The following is a 21,499-nucleotide window of genomic DNA, read 5'->3' on the forward strand; positions in this document are numbered from 1 at the left end:
CTAAGGAGCATCTAGGCCGCCAAGCTTGCTTGGTGGTCCAGGGCCATTACGTCGGCACACGTTCGACGGTGGTTGCTCATGGGTGGAACGTTGATTATTCGGCACTCTTGACTGTCTTCTCCTTCGAGTACTGTCCTTCGGGGCGTGGAAAGAATGAGGGAAGCAGGAAGAGGGTCGGGCACGCTGTTGGGTGTCTGAAGGTACGGCCGATGGTTGGCTGCCTTCAGTGCCGGCCCCAGTGAACTCCGGTGGTAACCGGGGGTGATGGGTGGTTGGTCGTTGTTTGAGAACTGCACAGTGGACGCGAGCATCTGTGGCCAAGTTTTTAAGGGCGCACGGTGGATGCCTTGGCACCAGGAACCGATGAAGGACGTGGGAGGCCACGATAGTCCCCGGGGAGCCGTCAACCAGGCTTTGATCCGGGGGTTTCCGAATGGGGAAACCCGGCAGTCGTCATGGGCTGTCACCCACTGCTGAACACATAGGCAGTGTGGAGGGAACGCGGGGAAGTGAAACATCTCAGTACCCGCAGGAAGAGAAAACAACCGTGATTCCGGGAGTAGTGGCGAGCGAAACCGGATGAGGCCAAACCTTGTATGTGTGAGACCCGGCAGGGGTTGCATGCAGGGGGTTGTGGGATCTCTCTTTCACAGTCTGCCGGCTGTGAGGCGAGTCAGAAACCGTTGATGTAGGCGAAGGACATGCGAAAGGTCCGGCGTAGAGGGTAAGACCCCCGTAGTCGAAACATCAACGGCTCGTTTGAGAGACACCCAAGTAGCACGGGGCCCGAGAAATCCCGTGTGAATCTGGCGGGACCACCCGCTAAGCCTAAATATTCCCTGGTGACCGATAGCGGATAGTACCGTGAGGGAATGGTGAAAAGTACCGCGGGAGCGGAGTGAAATAGTACCTGAAACCGTGTGCCTACAAGCCGTGGGAGCGTCGCGCATCGAGTTTACTCGGTGCGTCGTGACTGCGTGCCTTTTGAAGAATGAGCCTGCGAGTTTGCGGTGCGTTGCGAGGTTAACCCGTGTGGGGAAGCCGTAGCGAAAGCGAGTCCGAATAGGGCGATTCAGTAGCGCGCTCAAGACCCGAAGCGGAGTGATCTAGCCATGGGCAGGTTGAAGCGGCTGTAAGAGGTCGTGGAGGACCGAACCCACCAGGGTTGAAAACCTGGGGGATGACCTGTGGTTAGGGGTGAAAGGCCAATCAAACTCCGTGATAGCTGGTTCTCCCCGAAATGCATTTAGGTGCAGCGTCGTGTGTTTCTTGCCGGAGGTAGAGCACTGGATAGGCGATGGGCCCTACCGGGTTACTGACCTTAGCCAAACTCCGAATGCCGGTAAGTGAGAGCGCGGCAGTGAGACTGTGGGGGATAAGCTCCATGGTCGAGAGGGAAACAGCCCAGAGCATCGACTAAGGCCCCTAAGCGTACGCTAAGTGGGAAAGGATGTGGAGTCGCACAGACAACCAGGAGGTTGGCTTAGAAGCAGCCACCCTTGAAAGAGTGCGTAATAGCTCACTGGTCTAGTGATTCCGCGCCGACAATGTAGCGGGGCTCAAGCGTACCGCCGAAGTCGTGTCATTGCAGCAATAGGGCCAACGCCCGCTGTGATGGGTAGGGGAGCGTCGTGTGCCGGGTGAAGCCGCGCCGGAAGGCAGTGGTGGACGGTTCACGAGTGAGAATGCAGGCATGAGTAGCGATACACACGTGAGAAACGTGTGCGCCGATTGACTAAGGGTTCCTGGGTCAAGCTGATCTGCCCAGGGTAAGTCGGGACCTAAGGCGAGGCCGACAGGCGTAGTCGATGGATAACCGGTTGATATTCCGGTACCCGCTGTGAAGCGTCAAACATCGAGCCCATTAATGCTAAGGCCGTGAAGCCGCCCTGATCTCTTCGGAGTTGAGGGGAGTGGTGGAGCCGCCGGCCCAAGGTGGTAGTAGGTGAGTGATGGGGTGACGCAGGAAGGTAGTCCATCCCGGGCGGTGGTTGTCCCGGGGTAAGGGTGTAGGACGTTGTCTAGGTAAATCCGGACAGCACATAGTCTGAGACCTGATGCCGAGCCGATTGTGGTGAAGTGGATGATCCTATGCTGTCGAGAAAAGCCTCTAGCGAGTTTCATGGCGGCCCGTACCCTAAACCGACTCAGGTGGTCAGGTAGAGAATACCGAGGCGTTCGGGTGAACTATGGTTAAGGAACTCGGCAAAATGCCCCCGTAACTTCGGGAGAAGGGGGGCCATCACTGGTGATCCGATTTACTCGGTGAGCTGGGGGTGGCCGCAGAGACCAGCGAGAAGCGACTGTTTACTAAAAACACAGGTCCGTGCGAAGCCGTAAGGCGATGTATACGGACTGACGCCTGCCCGGTGCTGGAACGTTAAGGGGACCGGTTAGTCACTCTTCGGGGTGGCGAAGCTGAGAACTTAAGCGCCAGTAAACGGCGGTGGTAACTATAACCATCCTAAGGTAGCGAAATTCCTTGTCGGGTAAGTTCCGACCTGCACGAATGGCGTAACGACTTCTCGACTGTCTCAACCATAGGCCCGGTGAAATTGCACTACGAGTAAAGATGCTCGTTTCGCGCAGCAGGACGGAAAGACCCCGGGACCTTTACTACAGTTTGATATTGGTGTTCGGTTCGGCTTGTGTAGGATAGCTGGGAGACTTTGAAGTCATGGCGCCAGCCATGGTGGAGTCGTCGTTGAAATACCAGTCTGGTCGTGCTGGATGTCTAACCTGGGTCCGTGATCCGGATCAGGGACAGTGTCTGATGGGTAGTTTAACTGGGGCGGTTGCCTCCTAAAGAGTAACGGAGGCGCCCAAAGGTTCCCTCAGCCTGGTTGGTAATCAGGTGTTGAGTGTAAGTGCACAAGGGAGCTTGACTGTGAGACCGACGGGTCGAGCAGGGACGAAAGTCGGGACTAGTGATCCGGCGGTGGCTTGTGGAAGCGCCGTCGCTCAACGGATAAAAGGTACCCCGGGGATAACAGGCTGATCTTCCCCAAGAGTCCATATCGACGGGATGGTTTGGCACCTCGATGTCGGCTCGTCGCATCCTGGGGCTGGAGTCGGTCCCAAGGGTTGGGCTGTTCGCCCATTAAAGCGGTACGCGAGCTGGGTTTAGAACGTCGTGAGACAGTTCGGTCCCTATCCGCTGTGCGCGTAGGAATATTGAGAAGGGCTGTCCCTAGTACGAGAGGACCGGGACGGACGAACCTCTGGTGTGCCAGTTGTCCTGCCAAGGGCATGGCTGGTTGGCTACGTTCGGGAGGGATAACCGCTGAAAGCATCTAAGCGGGAAGCCTGCTTCGAGATGAGTATTCCCACCCCCTTGAGGGGTTAAGGCTCCCAGTAGACGACTGGGTTGATAGGCCAGATCTGGAAGGCGGGTAACCGCTGGAGGTGACTGGTACTAATAGGCCGAGGGCTTGTCCTCAGTTGCTCGCGTCCACTGTGTTGGTTCTGAAACCACGAACAACCGTCGTAGCTATGCCACGGCTCCGGTTGACAGTTTCATAATGTTTCGGTGGTCATAGCGTGAGGGAAACGCCCGGTTACATTCCGAACCCGGAAGCTAAGCCTCACAGCGCCGATGGTACTGCAGGGGGGACCCTGTGGGAGAGTAGGACGCCGCCGAACTATTGTTGAGAAAACCCCCTTGCCATTCGGCAAGGGGGTTTTCTGCGTTTAGGGTCTTTTCCATGCGCTACGACCTGGTCATTTTCGACAACGACGGCGTCCTCGTGGACAGTGAGCCGATCTCCAACACCCTGCTGGCCGCCTATCTCACCGAACTCGGGCACCCCACCTCGTACGAGGAGTCCCTGCGCGACTACATGGGTGCCGCCATGCACCGCGTCCACGACATCGTCCTGGAGCGGACCGGGGAGCGTCTGCCGGACGACTTCGACGACGTGTTCCACGCGCGGGTCTTCGCGGCGTTCGAGCGTGAGCTGAAGCCCGTTCCCGGCGCTCCGCAGGTCGTGGAGAAGCTGGCGGCCGACGGGGTGCCGTACTGCGTGGCCTCCTCCGGGAGTCATGAGCGGATCCGGGTCGGACACCGGACGACCGGACTCGACCGGTGGTTCGACGACGGGCGGATCTTCAGCTCCCAGGACGTGGGCCGGGGCAAGCCGGCGCCGGACCTGTTCCTCCACGCGGCCGAGCGTATGGGCGTGCGCCCGGAGAAATGCGTGGTCGTCGAGGACAGCGCGCTCGGGGTGCGGGCGGCCAACGCGGCCGGGATGGACGTGTACGGGTTCACCGCCATGACCCCCGCCGACCGGCTGGCCGGGGCCACCGAACTCTTCGGCGACATGCGGGACTTGGCTGACCTGCTGGTATGACGGACCGTATGACGGCAACCGGGGAGCGGCGCTGACATTTGTCATGCGGAGCTCCGGACGATCGTTTCTGTCGGGGGACGGGGTCCGACCGCGAAGCTGAGTACATCGGAACGGGACGTACACAGTGACGACGGAGGGACCCGATCATGAGCATCACCGCCAGCGAGATCAGCGCCGGATCGACCGACTACGCCGCTCCGGCGGTCATCGCCCCGGCCGAATCCGTCACCGCGGAGACCGCGGGTCCCCGGCCGAGCTTCCTGCCGCTGATCGTGGACGTCGTGGTGCCCGTCGGGTCGTACTACCTGCTCAAGAACGGGTTCGGGATGGGGACCGTCGCCGCGCTCGGCTGGAGCAGCGTGGTGCCGGCCGCGCGGACCGTGTGGGGTGTGGTGAAGGAGCGCAGGCTCAACGCGCTCGCCGGGCTGATCCTGTTCGTCAACGTGGTCGGGCTGACGCTCAGCCTCGTCGCCGGTGATCCTCGGCTCATGCTGGCGAAGGACAGCGGGGTCAGCAGTGCGGTCGGTATCGGCATCCTGCTGTCGGTCAGGTTCGGGCGGCCGATGATGACGCAGGGCATGAAGCCCTTCCTGGTGAAGGGGGACGCGGCGCGGGCCGCGGCCTGGGACAGGCTGGCGGTCGGGTCGGAGGCGTTCCGGAAGGCCGAGCGGACGTTCTCGCTCGTGTGGGGTGTGGTGCTGCTCGCCGAGTGTGTCGCGCGGGTGGTCGGGGCGTACACGCTGCCGATCGACACGATGGTCTGGCTCGGCACGGTCGTCATGGCCGTCTCGATGACCCTCGCCTTCCTGGTCAGCGGGCGCTTCGCGGTCGTCCCGATGGAGAAGATGCTGGAGCGGGAGCTGGCCGCCGGGGCCGGGTCGGACCGCTGAAGGACCTCTGCCGGCAGGGCCGGCCACAGACCTGAGCAGAATTCATCTTCGGCTTGATCTACCCACGGGTAGGCCGGGGCCCTACGCTCGCCGCCATGACAGATGTGCTGCGGCGCGGTAGGGCCTCTTTGGCGTTCAGCTTCTTCGCGCAGGGGGCCGCCTTCGCGCTGCTCGTGACGCGCATCCCCGCCATCCAGGACCGCTACGGCATCTCCGACGGGCTGCTGCCGGTCTTCCTGGCCGCCGTCCCGGTGCTGGCGGGGGTCGGCAGCGTCACCACCGAGCAGTTGGTGAAGCGGATACCCCCCAGCCGCGTCCTGCGGTGGTCGCAGCCGGTCGTGCTGCTGGCCCTGCTCGGCGTCGGCGCCGGTGACCGACTGGCCGAGGTGGCCGTGTCCCTCGGCGTCTTCGGGCTCGCGGTGGGGGCACTGGACGCCTCGATGAACATGCTCGGGGTGAGTCTCCAGCGGTCGTACGGGCGCAGCATCATGCTGGGGTTCCACGCCACGTACAGCCTGGGCGGGATCGTGGGTGCCTCGCTGGCGTGGGCGGGGGCGCACTGGCACCAGTCGCTGTTCGGGTCGTATCTGCCGGTCGTGCTGGTGCTGTTGCCGCTGACGCTGGTCGGGAGCCGGTGGTACGTCGACGGCGGTGCGGTCGACGTCGACGGGAAGGACCGGGCGGCCGAGGGCGGGTCCGGCGCCGGGCCGCTGGTCTTCCGGCTGCTGCTGCCGCTCTGCCTGGTGATGACGTTCGCGTACATCGGGGACTCGACGGTCTCCAACTGGAGCGCTAAGTACCTCCAGGACGTGCTGGGCAGTTCCGAGCAGCTGTCGACCGTTCCGTACAACGTCTACATGGTGATGACGCTGGTCGGGCGGGCTGTCGGGGACTTCGGGGTGCGGCGGTTCGGGGCCGTGGCGGTGGTGCGGCTGGGCGCCGTGGTCGCGGCGGTCGGGTTCGGGGTGGTGGCGGTGGCGCCGGGGCCGTGGGTGGGCATGCTCGGGTTCACGCTGTTGGGGCTCGGGTTGTGCGTGATCGTGCCGCAGACCTTCGCGGCCGCGGGGCGGCTGTTCCCGGGGGCGTCGGACGCGGCGATCGCGCGGCTGAACATCTTCAACTACGTGGGGTTCCTGATCGGGTCGCCGTTGGTGGGGGCGCTGGGTGACGCCTGGAACTACCGTGGCGCCATGCTCGTACCGATGGTCCTGGTGCTCGCGACCTTGGGGTACGCCCGGTCGTTCGCTTCCGAACCGGACCGATACGGTGACGTGCATGAGCGGCCGCGCACAGCTGATGTGGGACGAGGCAGTAACGGCGTATGACTTCGGGCCGGACCATCCGATGGATCCGGTCCGGCTCGCCCTGACCCGGAGTCTCGTCGACGCCTTCGGGATCGACCGGGAGGTCGCCGTCGTCGCGGCGAAGCCCGCGGGGCCGTCGACGCTGCGGCTGGTGCACCGCGAGGACTACGTGGACGCGGTCAGGGCCGCTTCCGCCGATCCGGAGGCGGCCGACTCGGCGTACGGGCTGGGGACGACCGACGATCCCGCGTTCGCCGGGATGCACGAGGTGTCCGCGCTGATCGCGGGGCAGTCGGTGGGGGCCGCCGAGGCGGTGTGGCGCGGTGAGGCGCTGCACGCGGTGAACTTCGCCGGCGGGCTGCACCACGCGATGCCCGGTGCCGCGTCCGGTTTCTGCATCTACAACGACGCGGCGCTCGCTGTCGCCCGGCTGCTGGAGCTGGGCGCCGAGCGGGTCGCGTACGTGGACGTCGACGTGCACCACGGTGACGGTGTCCAGGCGGCGTTCTGGGAGGACCCGCGTGTTCTGACGATCTCGCTGCACGAGCATCCGCGGACGCTGTTCCCGCAGACGGGGTGGCCGGAGGAGACCGGTGCGGACGAGGCCGAGGGTTCGGCCGTGAACGTCGCGCTGCCGGCGGGGACGGGCGACGCGGGCTGGCTGCGGGCGTTCCACGCCGTGGTGCCCGAACTGCTCGCGGACTTCCGGCCGCAGGTGCTGGTGACGCAGCACGGCGCGGACACCCACTTCGAGGACCCGCTGGCGCACCTCGCCGTCTCGCTCGACGCGCAGCGTGCGGTGCAGGTGGCCTGTCACGACCTGGCGCACCGGTACGCGGACGGGCGCTGGGTGGCCCTGGGAGGTGGAGGGTACGCCGTGGTGGACGTCGTCCCCAGGTCGTGGACGCATCTCGTGGCGATCGCGGCGGGGCGGCCGGTCGAGCCGGAGACGGTGATCCCGGAGGGCTGGCGTCAGGAAGTCTTCGCCCGGACGCGGCAGTTGGCGCCGATGCGGATGACGGACGGCGGGGGGCCGGTGTCCTGGAAGGACTGGGAGTCGGGGTACGACCCGGCGGACCGTCTCGACCAGGCGATCGTGGCGACGCGGCGGGCCTCGTTCCCGCTGCGGGGTCTGCTGCCGTAGATCCGGCGCCGGACGGGGTCCTGGGAGCGACACGGAGGGCCATTAGGCCAACTGTGGGGCATTTCCCGTGTTTTGGGCGTTCGATCTTCGGTGATGCGCCAGCATCGCTGGCGTGTTGAGCACCGGAGCTTTGCGTGCACACCTGCTGGCCGCCCGGCTGGCCGGGCCCGTGGCCACCTCGCGTGAGGAGAGCCTGCGCAGTTATCGGCTCTTCGCCGCCCGCGATCCCCGTGTGCTGCTCGGGCTCGATCCCGAGTGGACCTGGGGTCAGCGGGAGCTGATCGAACTGATGGCGGACAAGTGCGGGGTTTCGGCCGACCCCTCGCACGTTTCAGGGCATGATGTGATCGACCCGGAACGGACTCTGGCGGCTCTCGACGCTTTCGCGGAGCGGCTTGCCCGGGCAGCCCGGCATCGTCACCCTGTGCTCCTGGGTACGGGCCATCCGCACCGGCTGATCGCCTTCTACGCCGCGATCGCGGACGCCTTGTCGTCAGCAGGATGTACCGTCCTCACCCCGGCGCAGGGTAGCTCTGTCGACATAACGACCCGGTTCGGTCTACGCACCTACAACCTCGACTACGTACAAGGCGTCGCGCTGGTACGCGAAGCCGGGGTGCCAGCCGCCGGTCGCACGACCGGCGCACACAGCCATTCACCGCTCCCGGTTCGGACGGTCCTGGCGGCCGCGGCGGCGTCCGGAGGGCCCCTCCCGGAGCTTGTCATCGGGGACCACGGATGGGTCTGCGGGGCAGGTCAGCTGGGGTTCGAGGCCATCGGGCTGGCCGACACGGACGATCCCGCGCTCTTCGTCGGGGAGGCGGAGGGGCGGGTGGCCGTCGCCGTTCCGCTTGATGACGCTGTGCGGTCCGATTACTACCGACCGCTTACTCGCTATGTACTCAATCGAGCGTGTCTGTCACAGTAGGCGGCCGATCGCATCCCCTCTTCCCCACTCGCATCACACGCCCCTACATTGGGGAGTGAGCACGCAACGACGAAGAGTCACCGGAAGGGGAAGCCGGTGACCGTCGAGTGCGGAAGGTTCGGGTGTGTCATGGCTGCAGGCGAGAGGCCTCTGAACGAGGTTCAGTTCCTTACCGTGGCGGAAGTCGCCTCGGTGATGCGAGTGTCGAAGATGACCGTGTACCGCTTGGTGCACAGCGGTCATCTGCCGGCGATCCGGGTGGGGAGGTCCTTCCGGGTTCCGGAGCAAGCGGTTCACGAGTACCTCCGCGAGAGCTATGTGGGGGTGGAGACCGCCTGACGAACGTTCCGGGAGATCCTCCGTGATCTCCCGGAACACCTCGATTACGACCTCAGCGTTCGGACGGGTAGGCTGGCCCCTCATAGGTCGTGTGGGCCCATGCAGCCCAGCACCGAGTAAAGAGAAGTGAGCGAGGGTAGTCGTGGGCTCTGTTATCAAGAAGCGGCGCAAGCGGATGGCGAAGAAGAAGCACCGCAAGCTGCTCAAGCGCACTCGCGTTCAGCGTCGCAACAAGAAGTAGGCGACGCCGCGGAGACGCGCGCGTACTGTGGCCCCCCACCAGCAGGTGGGGGGCCACAGGCATGTCCGGCCCGGGAAGTCACCCGCGGGGGCGGCCCCCGGGATTCGGCCGCGGCATCCGGGAGTTCGCGACGGCATCCGCGCACGCCGTCCGACGGGAACCTCCCGAAAGGCGACTCGGACGTCGAACGGGCTCCCGCGCGTCCCGCGTACGCCTGTGGGCCGAATGGCTTGGTCTGGTCGTACGTCTGCAGCTGTCGTCACGTGATGCATCGGGCGGTCATCACAGCGCAACATCGACCCGCTAGGTTGGCGGCACACGGGGAACGCGGCAGGTACGAGCGAAGCTACGTCCAGAGCTGGAAGGAAGGCGCTGATCTTGGGGAAGGTCGTGCTCGTGACCGGAGTGGCCCGCCAGTTGGGGGGCCGGTTCGTACGACGGATCCAGCGTGATCCCCGGGTGGACCGGGTGATCGCCGTCGACGCCGTGCCGCCCGAGCACCACATCGGCGGCGCCGACTTCGTGCAGGCGGACATCAGACAGCCCGCGATCGCCCGGGTGCTCGCGGAGCACTCCGTCGACACGGTCGTGCACATGGACGTGACGGGCACGCCGCTGGGCTCCGGCAGCCGGACCTCGGTCAAGGAGACCAACGTCATCGGCACCATGCAGCTCCTCGGCGCCTGCCAGAAGTCCCCGACGGTCAAGCGGCTCGTCGTGAAGTCCAGTACGAACGTCTACGGTTCGGCGCCCCGCGACCCCGCCGTCTTCACCGAGACCACCTCGCCCAAGTCCCTGCCCAGCGGCGGCTTCGCGAAGGACACGGTCGAGGTCGAGGGGTACGTCCGCGGCTTCGCCCGCCGCAGGCCCGACGTCGCCGTGTGCGTGCTGCGCTTCGCCAACATCCTCGGCCCGAGCGCGGACTCGCCGCTCGCCTCGTACTTCTCGCTGCCCGTGCTGCCGACCGTGTTCGGCTACGACCCGCGGCTCCAGTTCGTGCACGAGAGCGATGTCATCGAGTTGCTGCTGCTCGCCTCGGACGAGCCGCGCCGGGGCACGCTCAACAGCGGCACGTTCAACATCGCCGGCGACGGCGTCCTGCTGCTCTCGCAGTGCGCGCGACGCCTCGGCCGCCCGACGGTCCCGCTGCTGCTGCCCGCGCTCAGCTGGGCCGGCACGGCCGTGCGTACCCTGGGCGTGACGGACTTCTCGCCGGAGCAGCTGCGGCTGCTGACGCACGGCAGGGTGGTCGCGACGCACCAGATGCGCGAAACCCTGGGCTATCACCCGAAGTACACGACGGCGGAGACCTTCGCGGACTTCGCCCACAGCCGGGGGCCCGGACTCCTGCCCCCGGAGGCCCTCGCGGGGGCCGTGGACCGGATCGCCGCACTGCCCCTCCTGAGCGGTGGCCACCCGACGCAGAGCGCCAACTGAGGAGCGCATCAACGATGGCGGACGCCAAGGTCATTCCGTTCGACGACGACCGGTCGCGCGGGGCTGCCGCGCAACGCCCGCCGCGGCGCCGGGCCCATGGGACCCGGCGCAAGGGCGAGCCGAGCGCGGTCCGGGAGGTCCAGCCCCTGCCGGGACGGACCGTCCCGCAGGATGATGTTCCCGTGACGCACGAAGAACAGCCGCCCCAGCAGCCCCAGCAGGGCGGTGCCGGCCTGGAGCAGCGCATCGCGGGCGGCCTCGCCTTCCTGCGCCGCCGGCTCACGGGCGACTACGAGATCGACGACTTCGGGTTCGACGAGGAACTGACCGACCAGGTCCTGATGTCGCTGATCCGGCCGCTGTACGAGAAGTACTTCCGGGTCGACGTGAAGGGCATCGAGAACATCCCGTCCGAGGGCGGCGCCCTGATCGTCGCCAACCACTCGGGCACGCTGCCGCTGGACGGCCTGATGATGCAGGTCGCCGTCCACGACAACCACCCCGCCGACCGGCACCTGCGGCTCCTCGCCGCCGATCTCGTCTTCATGCTCCCGGTCGTCAACGAGCTGGCCCGCAAGGCCGGTCACACGCTCGCCTGCGCGGAGGACGCCGAACGGCTCCTGGAGCGCGGTGAACTGGTCGGTGTGATGCCGGAGGGCTTCAAGGGCATCGGCAAGCCGTTCAGCGAGCGCTACAAGCTCCAGCGGTTCGGCCGGGGCGGCTTCGTCTCGACGGCGCTGCGTCAGGGCACCCCGATCATCCCGTGCTCGATCGTCGGCGCGGAGGAGATCTACCCGATGATCGGCAACGCGAAGACCCTCGCGCGGCTGCTCGGGTTCCCGTACTTCCCGATCACGCCGACGTTCCCGTGGCTGGGTCCGCTCGGCGCGGTCCCCCTGCCGACGAAGTGGACGATCCAGTTCGGCGAACCGATCCTGACGGACGGCTATCCGCCAGAGGCGGCCGAGGACCCGATGCTGATGTTCAACCTGACCGACCAGGTCAGGGAGCAGATCCAGCACACCCTGTACAAGCTGCTGGTGCAGCGCAGGTCCGTCTTCTTCTGATCATGCAGTTACGGTTTTGCTGATGATGACCTGATAAGCCCGCGGGCTTACGGCGGTACGGCGATGGGGCGCCCTTCTCAGGAAGGGCGCCCCATCGCCGTACGCGGAGTGCCTGGGTCAGCCGCTGTCCTCGGTGTCGATGCCGAGACCCGGCAGCAGACCGGGGAGCAGGGGAGGCAGGGTGACGTCCGGCTTGGTCGTCGCGCTGCTGCCGCTGCTGCTGGACGGCGAGGAACTGGTGTCGTCCTGCGGCGGGTCGAGCAGGCCGCCGGTGTTGCCGCCGAGGAGGCCGTCGTCGCTCTCGCTGCCCGAGCTGGAGGGCTTCGGTCTGCCGCTGGTGCCGCTGCTGTGGCCGCCCTTCGCGGAACCGCCGGTGGCGCTGGGCTCCGGTGTGTCCGTGCCGGGGGAGCCGGTGGACTCCTCGCTCCTGCCACGGTGACGCCCGGTGCCCTCGGGGGCGGGGGTCGTGGGCAGCAGCGAGCGGAGCGGGCCGACCTCTTCGTCTATGGCGTCGAACACCGACGACACCTGGTCGCTGACGTCGCCGAGCTGCACGGGCAGCCGGTCGCGCAGCGCGCCCCAGGCCTCGCGGTGCGACTGGGAGAAGGCGGACAGGGCCTGGATGGGGCCGAGTGAGCCGTCCCGTTCGTACGCCTCGTGCAGCAGACGGTGGCCTTCGGAGGCGTCGTGCTGCATGCCGGACAGGGCGCGGCGGACCTCGCCCAGGGACTCGTGGTCGAGCTGTCCGGAGCGGCCGCGCTCCATCAGCCGGCGTGCCTCGCTCAGGCGGCTGGAGGCCTGGTCGAGATAGAGCTCGCCCCGGTCGCTGTCGCCATGGGCCAGGCCCAGCTTGATGTCCTCCATGCCTCGCTTGAGGCCGTAGAGGGAGTCACCGGGCAGGGCGTCGGAGCTCGCGGCGGCCACACCGCCGAGGGCTCCGGCGGCCACGCCGATGCTGAGCCCGCCCGCGGCGAGCCCCTTGGTCAGTCGCGACCTGGGGCGCAGTTTCCCCAGTCCGGTCGCCCGGTGCGCGCCCTTGGCCCGACGGGACCGCTGCTCGGGCACGGCACGGTCCAAACCCTCGCCTCCGGCGGCGGTGCCTTCCAGCAGCATGGCCTCCATCGCGGCGACGAGCTGGGCTCGCTGCACGACCTTGACCTCGGGATCCAGCTCCGGTTTGGGCAGCTCGCCGAGACCCGTGGCGAGAGCCGTCAGCAGCTCTCGCTCGGTTCGTTCCGCAGCAGCCCGGGACGGTGCAGGCCCATCGGGCTGCTCGGCCGCCGTGCCCTGGTCGGACTCCTCCAGGGCCTGGGCGAAGGCGTCCGCCCGCCGGTGTGCCGATACGTTCGCGATCACTGGCGGCACCTCCTCTCGTCATGACGGTCGACTCCCCAGGGGGTCCTGAGGGTTGCACCCCTTGGCCATATCCACACGATCGGGTGATCGGCGATGGCCAAGGCGTGACCACAGGGAGCCTGTATCCCGCACAACGAGCGTCGCGGCACTTGGGTTACGGACGACGGATGATCGGACCGCGAAGTCAACGGACTTTTACGGACGGTGAGTTGATCGTCGCTGAACGTGTTGGATCACTGTGGTTCGAAGCAGGTTCAGCGGACGTCGTCCGGCAGGAGGCGGGCCAGCGTACGGACGGCCCGGTACTGGAGGGTCTTGATGGCACCCTCGTTCTTCCCCATCACCCGGGCGGTCTCGGCGACCGAGAGCCCCTGGAGGAAGCGCAGCGTGACGCACTCCTGCTGCTGCGGGTTGAGCCGGCGCACGGCGTCCAGCAATGCCGCGTTCGACAGGGACTCCAGGACGGAGTCCTCGGGGGAGCGCTCGACCTCGTTGGCGTCGAGCATCTCGCCGGTGGTGACCTCCAGCCGGAAACGGCTGGACTTGAAGTGGTCGGCGACGAGGTTGCGGGCGATCGTCACCAGCCAGGCGCCGAAGTCCCGGCCCTGCCAGGTGAAGGTGCCGATCCGGCGCAACGCCCGCAGAAAGGTCTCACTGGTGAGGTCCTCGGCAGTCGCCTTACCTCCCACCCGGTAGTAGATGTAGCGGTACACGGTGTCGCTGTACTGGTCGTAGAGCCGCCCGAAGGCGTCGGCCTCGCCGGCCTGGGCGCGCTCCACGAGATCCATCATCCGGGCGCTGTCGCTGTCGGCGGCCGGACGGCGTGCGGTGGTGGCCGAGCCTGATCGGCCCCGTCTGCCGACCGCGGCGTTGCCGTCGGCCAGGGCATAGCAAGGACCGACAGGCGCGGCGACGGCGAAGGCGGGGACGGCGTACGCGGTGGGGACGAAGCCGCGCAGACGGTCGAGGACCGTTGCGCGCAGCGTAGCCAGGCCAGAGGCGTCAACCCCGACGTGTGAGTACACGGGACTCCCAGAGGCAGAGCTTCCATCACGTGCAGTGCGGGACCTTTCACCCTTCGTAGCGAAGGTGGGGTACCGGTTTGCGTCTGAGGAGAATAACGCTTCGTACAGGCAGCGCTACACCGAGTTGCTCAAATCATCGATTACGACACTTCTGAGGCGTATCGGTGCCCGTTCAAGTACCGCTCAGTGATCGATTGTTGATCGAATCAGTTCGCGTTCCGTCTGAGTGCAGGGCGTGTTGTGCCCGCCTGTGATGGGCGCGACTGGGGGACCCACGGCGTGGGTAGGACTTGATGATTGGCTGCCGTGCGAGGGGCCCCGCCCAGGTCCGGACAGGTTTTCGCCTCCGCCGGCCCCGCCGCCCCTGCCCGTCCGCCGTCCGGGGCTCCGCACCGGAGCCCGCTCCTCGACGCGGGAGGGGCTGAATGCTCCGCCCGCGACCTCGGCGCAGCGCGTCTAGCGGCGGCGGCGGTGGAGGGCGATGGCTGCCGCTGTGCCGCCGGCCACCGCGCCGACGCCCGCCGCGGCCGGGATGCCGACCTTCGCGGCCTTGCGCGCCGTGCGGTAGTCGCGCAGGCGCCAGTCGAAGTCCCGCGCGTGCCTGCGCAGTTTCGCGTCGGGATTGATCGCGTAGGGGTGTCCGACGAGCGAGAGCATCGGGATGTCGTTGTGCGAGTCGCTGTAGGCCGCGCAGCGTGAGAGGTCCAGGCCCTCGGCGGAGGCGAGCGCGCGGACGGCCTCGGCCTTCGCCGGTCCGTGCAGCGGTTCGCCCACCAGCTTGCCGGTGTAGATGCCGCCCACCGACTCGGCGACCGTGCCGAGCGCCCCGGTCAGGCCGAGGCGCCGTGCGATCACCGTCGCGATCTCCACGGGCGCGGCCGTGACGAGCCACACCTTCTGGCCCGCGTCCAGGTGGGCCTGGGCGAGGGCGCGGGTGCCGGGCCAGATCCGCTCGGCCATGTACTCGTCGTAGATCTCCTCGCCGATCGACATCAGCTCGGCGACCCGGTGGCCCTTGACGATCGACAGCGCGGAGTCGCGGGCTTCCTGCATGTGCTCGGGGTCCTCGACGCCGGCCAGCCGGAACCACGCCTGCTGCCAGGCGAACCGGGCGAGGTCGCGGGTCTCGAAGAACTTCCGCTTGTACAGGCCCCGCCCGAAGTGGAAGAGGGCGGCGCCCTGCATCACGGTGTTGTCGAGGTCGAAGAACGCGGCGGCCCTGTCGTCGCCGAGTACCGGGAACTCCGGTTCCTCGGCGGCCTCCGGCGGCGCCAGTTCTTCCAGTTCCTGCGAGGACTTGCGGGCTGCCTCCGCAGAGGCCTCGCCTGCCAACACGCTCCGCGCGGTGGCGGAGCGCCTACGGGGAGTGAGCCATCCGAGAGCGGCCATGTCGTGAGCATAGCCAGTCTGTTCGGCGGTTCCGGAGTCGAGAGGATTCGACGCTGTGAACTCTCCGCGACCGAGCCGTTAAAGAACGGAACCGGTCCGGGGGCATCCCGGCGCGTCGCCCCAGTGCGCGCACGGGTTGTCACGTACGGCGCGGACCTGGCCCGCGGGTGTGCCGGGGCGGGAGAATGGCGCGTATGAGCCCCATGTTCCGGCGCAGTGATCGCCGTACGGAGAGGAAGGCGCCCCAGGACCGCCTGGTCACGTTGATCAGGAAGCCCGGGTGTCACCTGTGTGATGACGCACAGGAAGTGATCGAGAAGGTCTGTGCCGACCTCGGGGTCCCGTGGGAAAGGAAGGACATCACCGAGGACGAGGAGTTGCACCGCCAGTACTGGGAGCAGATCCCGGTCGTGCTGGTGGACGGCGCCCAGCACACGTTCTGGCGCGTGAACGAGGAGCGCCTGCGCAAGGCCCTCGCGCCGTGAGTTCCGAGCGGGGGGCCCGTCCCGTGCGCGTCGTACGCCGACTTGTGACCTGACCGAGTAGTCCAAGTGGCCGGGAAAGTCGCCTAGGATCGACGGCGGATTGGTCTCGGGGGCGGGATGCGTTGAGGAGTGTGTGCGGTTTTGCCCCCTTCAGGAGCGGAACGAAGCTGTCCACGCGCCGGTTCCATAGCCGCGCGCCGGACATGCGTGACCCCGGTCACGTTGGCCGGGCAAATCGGACACCATCTTTGTGCACGCGTTCACAAAGACATAGCCTGCATTCGACGGGGCGGTCTAGGTACGTGTGACCGCCTGCAGCCCCGCTCTACCCGCAGGAGCACCGTGGCAACTGGCCGAACTCACCGACCGGCGACCCGCAGCCGAGGGATTCCCGAGGCCACCGTCGCCCGGCTTCCGCTGTACCTCCGAGCCCTCACCGCACTGTCGGAACGCTCGGTACCCACGGTCTCCTCGGAGGAGCTCGCGGCCGCGGCGGGGGTCAACTCCGCGAAGCTGCGCAAGGACTTCTCCTACCTCGGCTCCTACGGGACGCGTGGTGTGGGCTACGACGTCGAGTATCTCGTGTACCAGATCTCCCGCGAACTGGGCCTGACCCAGGACTGGCCGGTTGTGATCGTCGGCATCGGCAACCTCGGTGCGGCACTGGCCAATTACGGAGGGTTCGCCTCCCGCGGATTCCGTGTCGCGGCGCTCATAGACGCGGACCCCGCGATGGCCGGAAAGCCCGTCGCCGGCATCCCGGTCCAGCACACGGACGAGCTGGAAAAGATCATCGACGAGAACGGTGTCTCGATCGGTGTCATCGCCACCCCGGCCGGAGCCGCCCAGCAGGTCTGCGACCGCCTGGTGGCCGCCGGAGTCACCTCCATCCTGAACTTCGCGCCGACCGTCCTGACCGTCCCGGACGGCGTCGACGTGCGCAAGGTCGACCTCTCCATCGAGCTGCAGATCCTCGCCTTCCACGAGCAGCGCAAGGCCGGCGAGGAGGCCGAGGCGCAGGCCGGAGCCGCCGACCGTGCCGCGCGCGAGAACGACGGCAAGGGACCCGACGGAGACCTTCCCGCGGTGATGCCGGCATGAGTCTCCTCGTCGTCGGGCTGAGCCACCGCAGCGCCCCGGTCAGCGTCCTGGAGCGCGCCGCGCTGTCGGCGGACGCCCAGGTCAAGCTGCTCCAGGACACCCTCGCCGCCGAGCCGGCCACCGAGGGCGCCGTCCTCGCCACCTGCAACCGCATCGAGCTGTACGCCGACGTGGACAAGTTCCATGCGGGCGTCGCCGAGCTGTCCACCCTGCTCGCCCAGCACAGCGGCGTCGGGCTGGAGGAGCTCACCCCCCACTTGTACGTGCACTACGAGGACCGGGCCGTCCACCACCTCTTCTCGGTGGCCTGCGGTCTGGACTCGATGGTCGTCGGCGAGGGCCAGATCCTCGGCCAGATCAAGGACGCGCTCGCCACCGCGCAGGAACTGCACACGGCGGGCCGTCTCCTGAACGACCTGTTCCAGCAGGCGCTGCGGGTCGGCAAGCGCGCCCACTCCGAGACCGGCATCGACCGGGCCGGACAGTCGCTGGTCACCTTCGGGCTGGAGCAGCTGTCCGCGGGCCGGGCCGTCGAGGCCTGGGCCAAGGGCAAGAAGGCCCTCGTGATCGGCGCCGGCTCGATGTCCTCGCTGGCCGCGGCGACGCTCGCGCGCGCCGGAGTCGGCGAGATCGTGATCGCCAACCGCACCCCCGACCGGGCCGAGCGCCTCGCCGAGATCCTCTCCGGCGGCGACGACACGGACGTGGCGGCCCGCGCGGTACCGATGGACGCGGTGCTGGCCGAGCTGACACGTGCCGACATCGCCGTCTCCTGCACGGGCGCGACCGGGCTCGTGCTGAGCGCCGACTCCGTCGCCGCCGCCGTCGAGGGACGGACCGGCAGCCCCGTCGCCGTCCGCGACGAGACGCCCGCGACGGACGGGCAGCCCGCCCCGGCCGGTATCGGCACCGACGACGGCTGCCCCCTGGACCTGTCCGCCGTCCAGGGCGCGACCGGCTTCTCCGTCATGGGCGAGGCCGCCGTCGCCGGAATGGACGCGGCCACCCTGGAGCAGCACGCGGCCTGGGTCGACAAGGGCACCGGCACCGACGAGCGCCGCGACACCCGCGGTACGCCCGACGCCGACGCCGAGCTGATCACCGCGCTGGCCGCCACGGCCGCGACGGTCGGCCGTATCCCCGAGCGCCGCAGGCCCGAGCCCGTCTCCCGGGTGCCGCGCCCCACGCCGGTGCTCGCACTGCTCGACCTCGCGATGCCCCGCGACATCGACGCCGCCGTGCACCGGCTGCTCGGTGTGCGCCTCGTCGACATCGAGTCGCTGGCCGAGGCCTCCGCGGACGCGCCGATGGCCGCCGACGTGGACCAGGTCCGCCGGATCGTCTCCGACGAGGTCGCCGCGTTCGGCGCCGCCCAGCGGGCCGCGCACATCACCCCCACCGTCGTGGCGCTGCGCGCCATGGCAGCCGACGTCGTCGCGAACGAGATCGCGCGGCTGGACGGACGGCTGCCGGACCTCGACGACAAGCAGCGTGGCGAGATCGGTCAGACCGTGCGCCGCGTCGTCGACAAGCTGCTGCACGCTCCGACCGTACGGGTCAAGCAACTGGCCGCCGAGCCCGGCGGCGCCGGGTACGCGGACGCGCTGCGGACCCTGTTCGACCTGGACCCGGAGACGGTCGCCGCCGTCTCGCGGGCCGAGAACAACACCGAGAACGCCAAGAACCGAGGGCGAGCATGAGTGAGCAGGCTTTGAGGCTCGGGACCAGGCGCAGCAAACTCGCCATGGCCCAGTCCGGGCAGGTGGCGGAAGCCGTGAGCCAGGTGACCGGACGGCCCGTCGAGCTCGTCGAGATCACGACGTACGGCGACGTTTCCCGCGAGCACCTGGCCCAGATCGGCGGTACGGGCGTCTTCGTGACCGCCCTGCGCGAGGCACTGGTGCGCGGGGAGGTCGACTTCGCCGTGCACTCCCTCAAGGACCTGCCGACCGCGCAGCCCGAGGACCTCGCGCTGGCCGCGGTGCCGGTGCGTGAGGACGTGCGGGACGTGCTCGTCGCCCGTGACGGGCTGACCTTCGCGGAGCTGCCGGACGGCGCCCGCGTGGGCACCGGTTCGCCGCGCCGCATGGCCCAGCTGAACGCGTACGCGCGCAGCCACGGCCTGACGATCGAGACGGTCGCCATCCGCGGGAACATCGACACCCGCGTCGGGTTCGTCCGCGACGGGGAGCTCGACGCCGTCGTGCTCGCCGCCGCCGGACTGAACCGGATCGGCCGCATCGACGAGGTCACCGACTTCCTGTCGGTCGACACCGTTCTGCCCGCCCCCGGCCAGGGGGCACTGGCAATCGAGTGTGCCGCGGACAACGCGGATCTCGTTGCCGCGCTCGGAGAGCTCGACGACCCGCTCACGCGGGCCGCCGTGACCGCCGAGCGATCTCTGCTCGCCGCCCTGGAGGCCGGCTGCAGCGCACCCGTGGGCGCGTTCGCCGACCTCCTCGCCGACGGGCAGATTGTCAAGGAGATGCGCCTGCGCGGCGTCGTCGGCACGACCGACGGCTCGACGCTGGTGCAGCTGTCCACCACCGGTCCCGTGCCCGAGACACATGACCAAGCAATGGCGCTCGGCCGTGAACTCGCCGCCGAGATGCTTGCCAAGGGCGCGGCCGGTCTGATGGGGGAGCGAGCACTTTGAGCCCCACCAACCTTCCCGCCGGTCCGGACCACGGGCACGTCACCTTCCTGGGTGCCGGACCCGGAGATCCAGGGCTGTTGACACTGCGCGCCGTCGAGGCGCTGGCGAACGCGGACGTCCTCGTCGCCGAGCACGACGTGCTCGACGTGGTGCGTGTGCACGCCAGACAAGGCGTCGCTGTTCTGAACACGGATCCGGACACTTCGCCGGATACGTACCAGAGCACAGGCACGCCTCAGCTGACGGTTGTTGACGGCACGTCAACAACCGTTGGTGACCCCGCGTCGAGGGATGCCGCCAATCTTGTCATGACGGCCGCACGGGGCGGCAAGCGGGTCGTCCGGGCGGTGTCCGGGGACCCGGGACTTGATACGTACGCGGCCGAGGAAATGCTCGCCTGCGCCGCCGCGGGTGTTCCGTTCGAGGTCGTGCCCGGCATCGCCGCCGCCGTCTGGGTGCCCGCCTACGCGGGTGTTCCGCTGCGGGACGCGCAGGGTGCGGACGTCCGGTTCGTCGACGCGCGGACCGCCTCCGATCGCTGCTGGACCGAGGTCGGCGCCTCCGACGGCACCGTCGTCGTGTCGGCGACGCTCGACTCGGTGGCCGCTGCCGCGGGGGAGCTGGTGGCCTCCGGCCGCAAGCCCGACACCCCGATGTCGGTGACGATCGCCGGTACGACGACCCGTCAGCGCACCTGGTCGGCCACTCTCGGCACGATCGCGCAGACGCTGAAGCAGGCGAAGGTGCTGCCGTCCCCGGACGGCGGCCGCCCGGTGATAGCCGTGGTCGGTGAGCGTTCCTCCGCCGCCCAGCGCGACCAGCTGTCGTGGTTCGAGTCCAAGCCGCTGTTCGGCTGGAAGGTCCTCGTGCCGCGGACGAAGGAGCAGGCGGCGTCGCTCTCCGACCAGCTGCGGTCGTACGGGGCCGTGCCGCACGAGGTTCCGACGATCGCCGTCGAACCCCCGCGCACCCCCCAGCAGATGGAGCGCGCGGTCAAGGGCCTGGTCACGGGCCGGTACGAGTGGATCGCCTTCACCTCGGTGAACGCGGTCAAGGCCGTGCGCGAGAAGTTCGAGGAGTACGGGCTCGACGCCCGTGCGTTCGCGGGCATCAAGGTCGCCGCGGTCGGCGAGCAGACCGCGACGGCGCTCATCGCCTTCGGCGTGAAGCCGGACCTGGTGCCGAGCGGTGAGCAGTCCGCCGCCGGTCTCCTGGAGGACTGGCCGCCCTACGACCCGGTCTTCGACCCGATCGACCGGGTGTTCCTGCCGCGTGCCGACATCGCCACCGAGACCCTGGTGGCCGGGCTCATCGAGCTGGGCTGGGAGGTCGACGACGTCACGGCGTACCGCACCGTGCGGGCGTCGCCGCCGCCGTCCGACACCCGTGAGGCGATCAAGGGCGGCGGGTTCGACGCGGTGCTCTTCACCTCGTCGTCGACCGTGCGGAACCTGGTCGGTATCGCGGGCAAGCCGCACAACGTGACGGTGATCGCCTGTATCGGTCCGGCCACGGCCAAGACGGCCGAGGAGCACGGGCTGCGGGTCGACGTGATGGCTCCTGAGCCGTCCGTGCACAAGTTGGCCGAGGCCCTGGCCGACTTCGGGTTGCGGCGGCGGGCCGCCGCGCTCGACGCGGGGGACCCGGTTACGCGGCCCAGTGAGCGCCGGCCGGGCTCTCGCCGCCGACGCACCACCTGACGCAGGTGGGGGCGGGGGTGGGTGTTCCCGCCCCCTCCGCCCCGTCCCTTACCGTCCCCGGGACTCCGCCCCAGACCCCGCTCCTCGA

17 protein-coding genes and 2 rRNA genes are annotated in these 21,499 nt (G+C 68.2%); 16 read left to right on the forward strand and 3 right to left on the reverse strand.

Features of this window, described 5'->3' with window-relative positions; all coding sequences use genetic code 11:
* Positions 1–315 precede the first annotated feature (315 nt).
* From B0675_RS11165 to B0675_RS11215, 11 genes are all read left to right on the forward strand, one after another.
* Positions 316–3,439: ribosomal RNA gene (locus B0675_RS11165) — 23S ribosomal RNA — on the forward strand.
* Positions 3,440–3,525: 86 nt separating this feature from the next.
* Positions 3,526–3,642 (forward strand): 5S ribosomal RNA (gene rrf, locus B0675_RS11170).
* 62 nt (positions 3,643–3,704) lie between these two features.
* On the forward strand, positions 3,705–4,349 hold the full coding sequence (locus B0675_RS11175) for an HAD family hydrolase (RefSeq protein ID WP_081218661.1): 645 nt from the start codon (positions 3,705–3,707) through the stop codon (positions 4,347–4,349).
* 146 nt (positions 4,350–4,495) lie between these two features.
* Positions 4,496–5,239, forward strand: a complete 744-nt coding sequence (locus B0675_RS11180) for a VC0807 family protein (RefSeq protein ID WP_241539755.1) — start codon at positions 4,496–4,498, stop codon at positions 5,237–5,239.
* A gap of 95 nt (positions 5,240–5,334) precedes the next feature.
* Positions 5,335–6,564 carry an MFS transporter gene (locus tag B0675_RS11185; protein ID WP_081218662.1) on the forward strand — a complete coding sequence of 410 codons (1,230 nt, stop codon included), beginning with the start codon at positions 5,335–5,337 and terminating at the stop codon, positions 6,562–6,564.
* Positions 6,515–7,687: an acetoin utilization protein AcuC gene (locus tag B0675_RS11190; RefSeq protein WP_081218663.1), complete on the forward strand. Its 1,173-nt coding sequence runs from the start codon at positions 6,515–6,517 to the stop codon at positions 7,685–7,687. The genes B0675_RS11185 and B0675_RS11190 overlap by 50 nt, the downstream gene beginning before the upstream one ends.
* A gap of 112 nt (positions 7,688–7,799) precedes the next feature.
* The gene (locus B0675_RS11195; protein ID WP_081218664.1) at positions 7,800–8,615 is read left to right on the forward strand and encodes a phosphatase; all 816 of its coding nucleotides are present in this window, start codon (positions 7,800–7,802) and stop codon (positions 8,613–8,615) included.
* 129 nt (positions 8,616–8,744) lie between these two features.
* Positions 8,745–8,954, forward strand: a complete 210-nt coding sequence (locus B0675_RS11200) for a helix-turn-helix domain-containing protein (protein WP_093781815.1) — start codon at positions 8,745–8,747, stop codon at positions 8,952–8,954.
* A 142-nt stretch (positions 8,955–9,096) separates the two neighbouring features.
* The gene (locus B0675_RS11205; protein ID WP_003948845.1) at positions 9,097–9,195 is read left to right on the forward strand and encodes an AURKAIP1/COX24 domain-containing protein; all 99 of its coding nucleotides are present in this window, start codon (positions 9,097–9,099) and stop codon (positions 9,193–9,195) included.
* A gap of 378 nt (positions 9,196–9,573) precedes the next feature.
* Positions 9,574–10,632: an NAD-dependent epimerase/dehydratase family protein gene (locus B0675_RS11210; RefSeq protein ID WP_081218666.1), complete on the forward strand. Its 1,059-nt coding sequence runs from the start codon at positions 9,574–9,576 to the stop codon at positions 10,630–10,632.
* Positions 10,633–10,646: 14 nt separating this feature from the next.
* Positions 10,647–11,699 carry a lysophospholipid acyltransferase family protein gene (locus tag B0675_RS11215; RefSeq protein WP_081218667.1) on the forward strand — a complete coding sequence of 351 codons (1,053 nt, stop codon included), beginning with the start codon at positions 10,647–10,649 and terminating at the stop codon, positions 11,697–11,699.
* A gap of 117 nt (positions 11,700–11,816) precedes the next feature.
* On the opposite strand, the gene B0675_RS11220 is transcribed toward B0675_RS11215, so the two are convergent.
* From B0675_RS11220 to B0675_RS11230, 3 genes are all read right to left on the reverse strand, one after another.
* Positions 11,817–13,055: a DUF5667 domain-containing protein gene (locus tag B0675_RS11220; protein ID WP_081218668.1), complete on the reverse strand. Its 1,239-nt coding sequence runs from the start codon at positions 13,053–13,055 to the stop codon at positions 11,817–11,819.
* 254 nt (positions 13,056–13,309) lie between these two features.
* The gene (locus B0675_RS11225) at positions 13,310–14,080 is read right to left on the reverse strand and encodes an ECF subfamily RNA polymerase sigma factor, BldN family (RefSeq protein WP_081218669.1); all 771 of its coding nucleotides are present in this window, start codon (positions 14,078–14,080) and stop codon (positions 13,310–13,312) included.
* Positions 14,081–14,536: 456 nt separating this feature from the next.
* Complete coding sequence (locus tag B0675_RS11230) at positions 14,537–15,469, reverse strand: HAD-IB family hydrolase (RefSeq protein ID WP_081218670.1); 933 nt, start codon at positions 15,467–15,469, stop codon at positions 14,537–14,539.
* 185 nt (positions 15,470–15,654) lie between these two features.
* On the opposite strand from B0675_RS11230, the gene B0675_RS11235 reads away from it, so the two are divergent.
* The 5 genes from B0675_RS11235 (at position 15,655) to B0675_RS11255 (ending at position 21,411) form a co-directional block, all read left to right on the forward strand.
* Positions 15,655–15,954: a glutaredoxin family protein gene (locus tag B0675_RS11235; protein ID WP_081218671.1), complete on the forward strand. Its 300-nt coding sequence runs from the start codon at positions 15,655–15,657 to the stop codon at positions 15,952–15,954.
* Between the two features lie 342 nt (positions 15,955–16,296).
* On the forward strand, positions 16,297–17,055 hold the full coding sequence (locus tag B0675_RS11240) for a redox-sensing transcriptional repressor Rex (RefSeq protein ID WP_081218672.1): 759 nt from the start codon (positions 16,297–16,299) through the stop codon (positions 17,053–17,055).
* Positions 17,052–18,755: a glutamyl-tRNA reductase gene (locus B0675_RS11245; protein ID WP_081218673.1), complete on the forward strand. Its 1,704-nt coding sequence runs from the start codon at positions 17,052–17,054 to the stop codon at positions 18,753–18,755. The genes B0675_RS11240 and B0675_RS11245 overlap by 4 nt, the downstream gene beginning before the upstream one ends.
* Entirely contained in the window at positions 18,752–19,711 is a 960-nt protein-coding gene (hemC, locus tag B0675_RS11250) for a hydroxymethylbilane synthase (RefSeq protein ID WP_081218674.1), read from the forward strand. The genes B0675_RS11245 and hemC overlap by 4 nt, the downstream gene beginning before the upstream one ends.
* A complete protein-coding gene (locus B0675_RS11255) occupies positions 19,708–21,411 on the forward strand; it encodes a bifunctional uroporphyrinogen-III C-methyltransferase/uroporphyrinogen-III synthase (RefSeq protein ID WP_081218675.1) in 1,704 nt (567 codons plus the stop codon). Before hemC ends, B0675_RS11255 begins: the two co-directional genes overlap by 4 nt.
* Positions 21,412–21,499 lie beyond the last annotated feature (88 nt).

It is taken from the genome of Streptomyces sp. M41(2017) (genome assembly GCF_002078175.1).
Lineage (GTDB): Bacteria > Actinomycetota > Actinomycetes > Streptomycetales > Streptomycetaceae > Streptomyces.

Coding starts and splice junctions, on each gene's coding strand:
- B0675_RS11180 (WP_241539755.1), top strand. CDS start 4,496: ATGAGCATCACCGCCAGCGAGATCAGCGCCGGATCGACCGACTACGCC.
- B0675_RS11230 (WP_081218670.1), bottom strand. CDS start 15,469: ATGGCCGCTCTCGGATGGCTCACTCCCCGTAGGCGCTCCGCCACCGCG.
- B0675_RS11185 (WP_081218662.1), top strand. CDS start 5,335: ATGACAGATGTGCTGCGGCGCGGTAGGGCCTCTTTGGCGTTCAGCTTC.
- B0675_RS11200 (WP_093781815.1), top strand. CDS start 8,745: ATGGCTGCAGGCGAGAGGCCTCTGAACGAGGTTCAGTTCCTTACCGTG.
- B0675_RS11245 (WP_081218673.1), top strand. CDS start 17,052: ATGAGTCTCCTCGTCGTCGGGCTGAGCCACCGCAGCGCCCCGGTCAGC.
- hemC (WP_081218674.1), top strand. CDS start 18,752: ATGAGTGAGCAGGCTTTGAGGCTCGGGACCAGGCGCAGCAAACTCGCC.
- B0675_RS11190 (WP_081218663.1), top strand. CDS start 6,515: ATGAGCGGCCGCGCACAGCTGATGTGGGACGAGGCAGTAACGGCGTAT.
- B0675_RS11235 (WP_081218671.1), top strand. CDS start 15,655: ATGGCGCGTATGAGCCCCATGTTCCGGCGCAGTGATCGCCGTACGGAG.
- B0675_RS11175 (WP_081218661.1), top strand. CDS start 3,705: ATGCGCTACGACCTGGTCATTTTCGACAACGACGGCGTCCTCGTGGAC.
- B0675_RS11215 (WP_081218667.1), top strand. CDS start 10,647: ATGGCGGACGCCAAGGTCATTCCGTTCGACGACGACCGGTCGCGCGGG.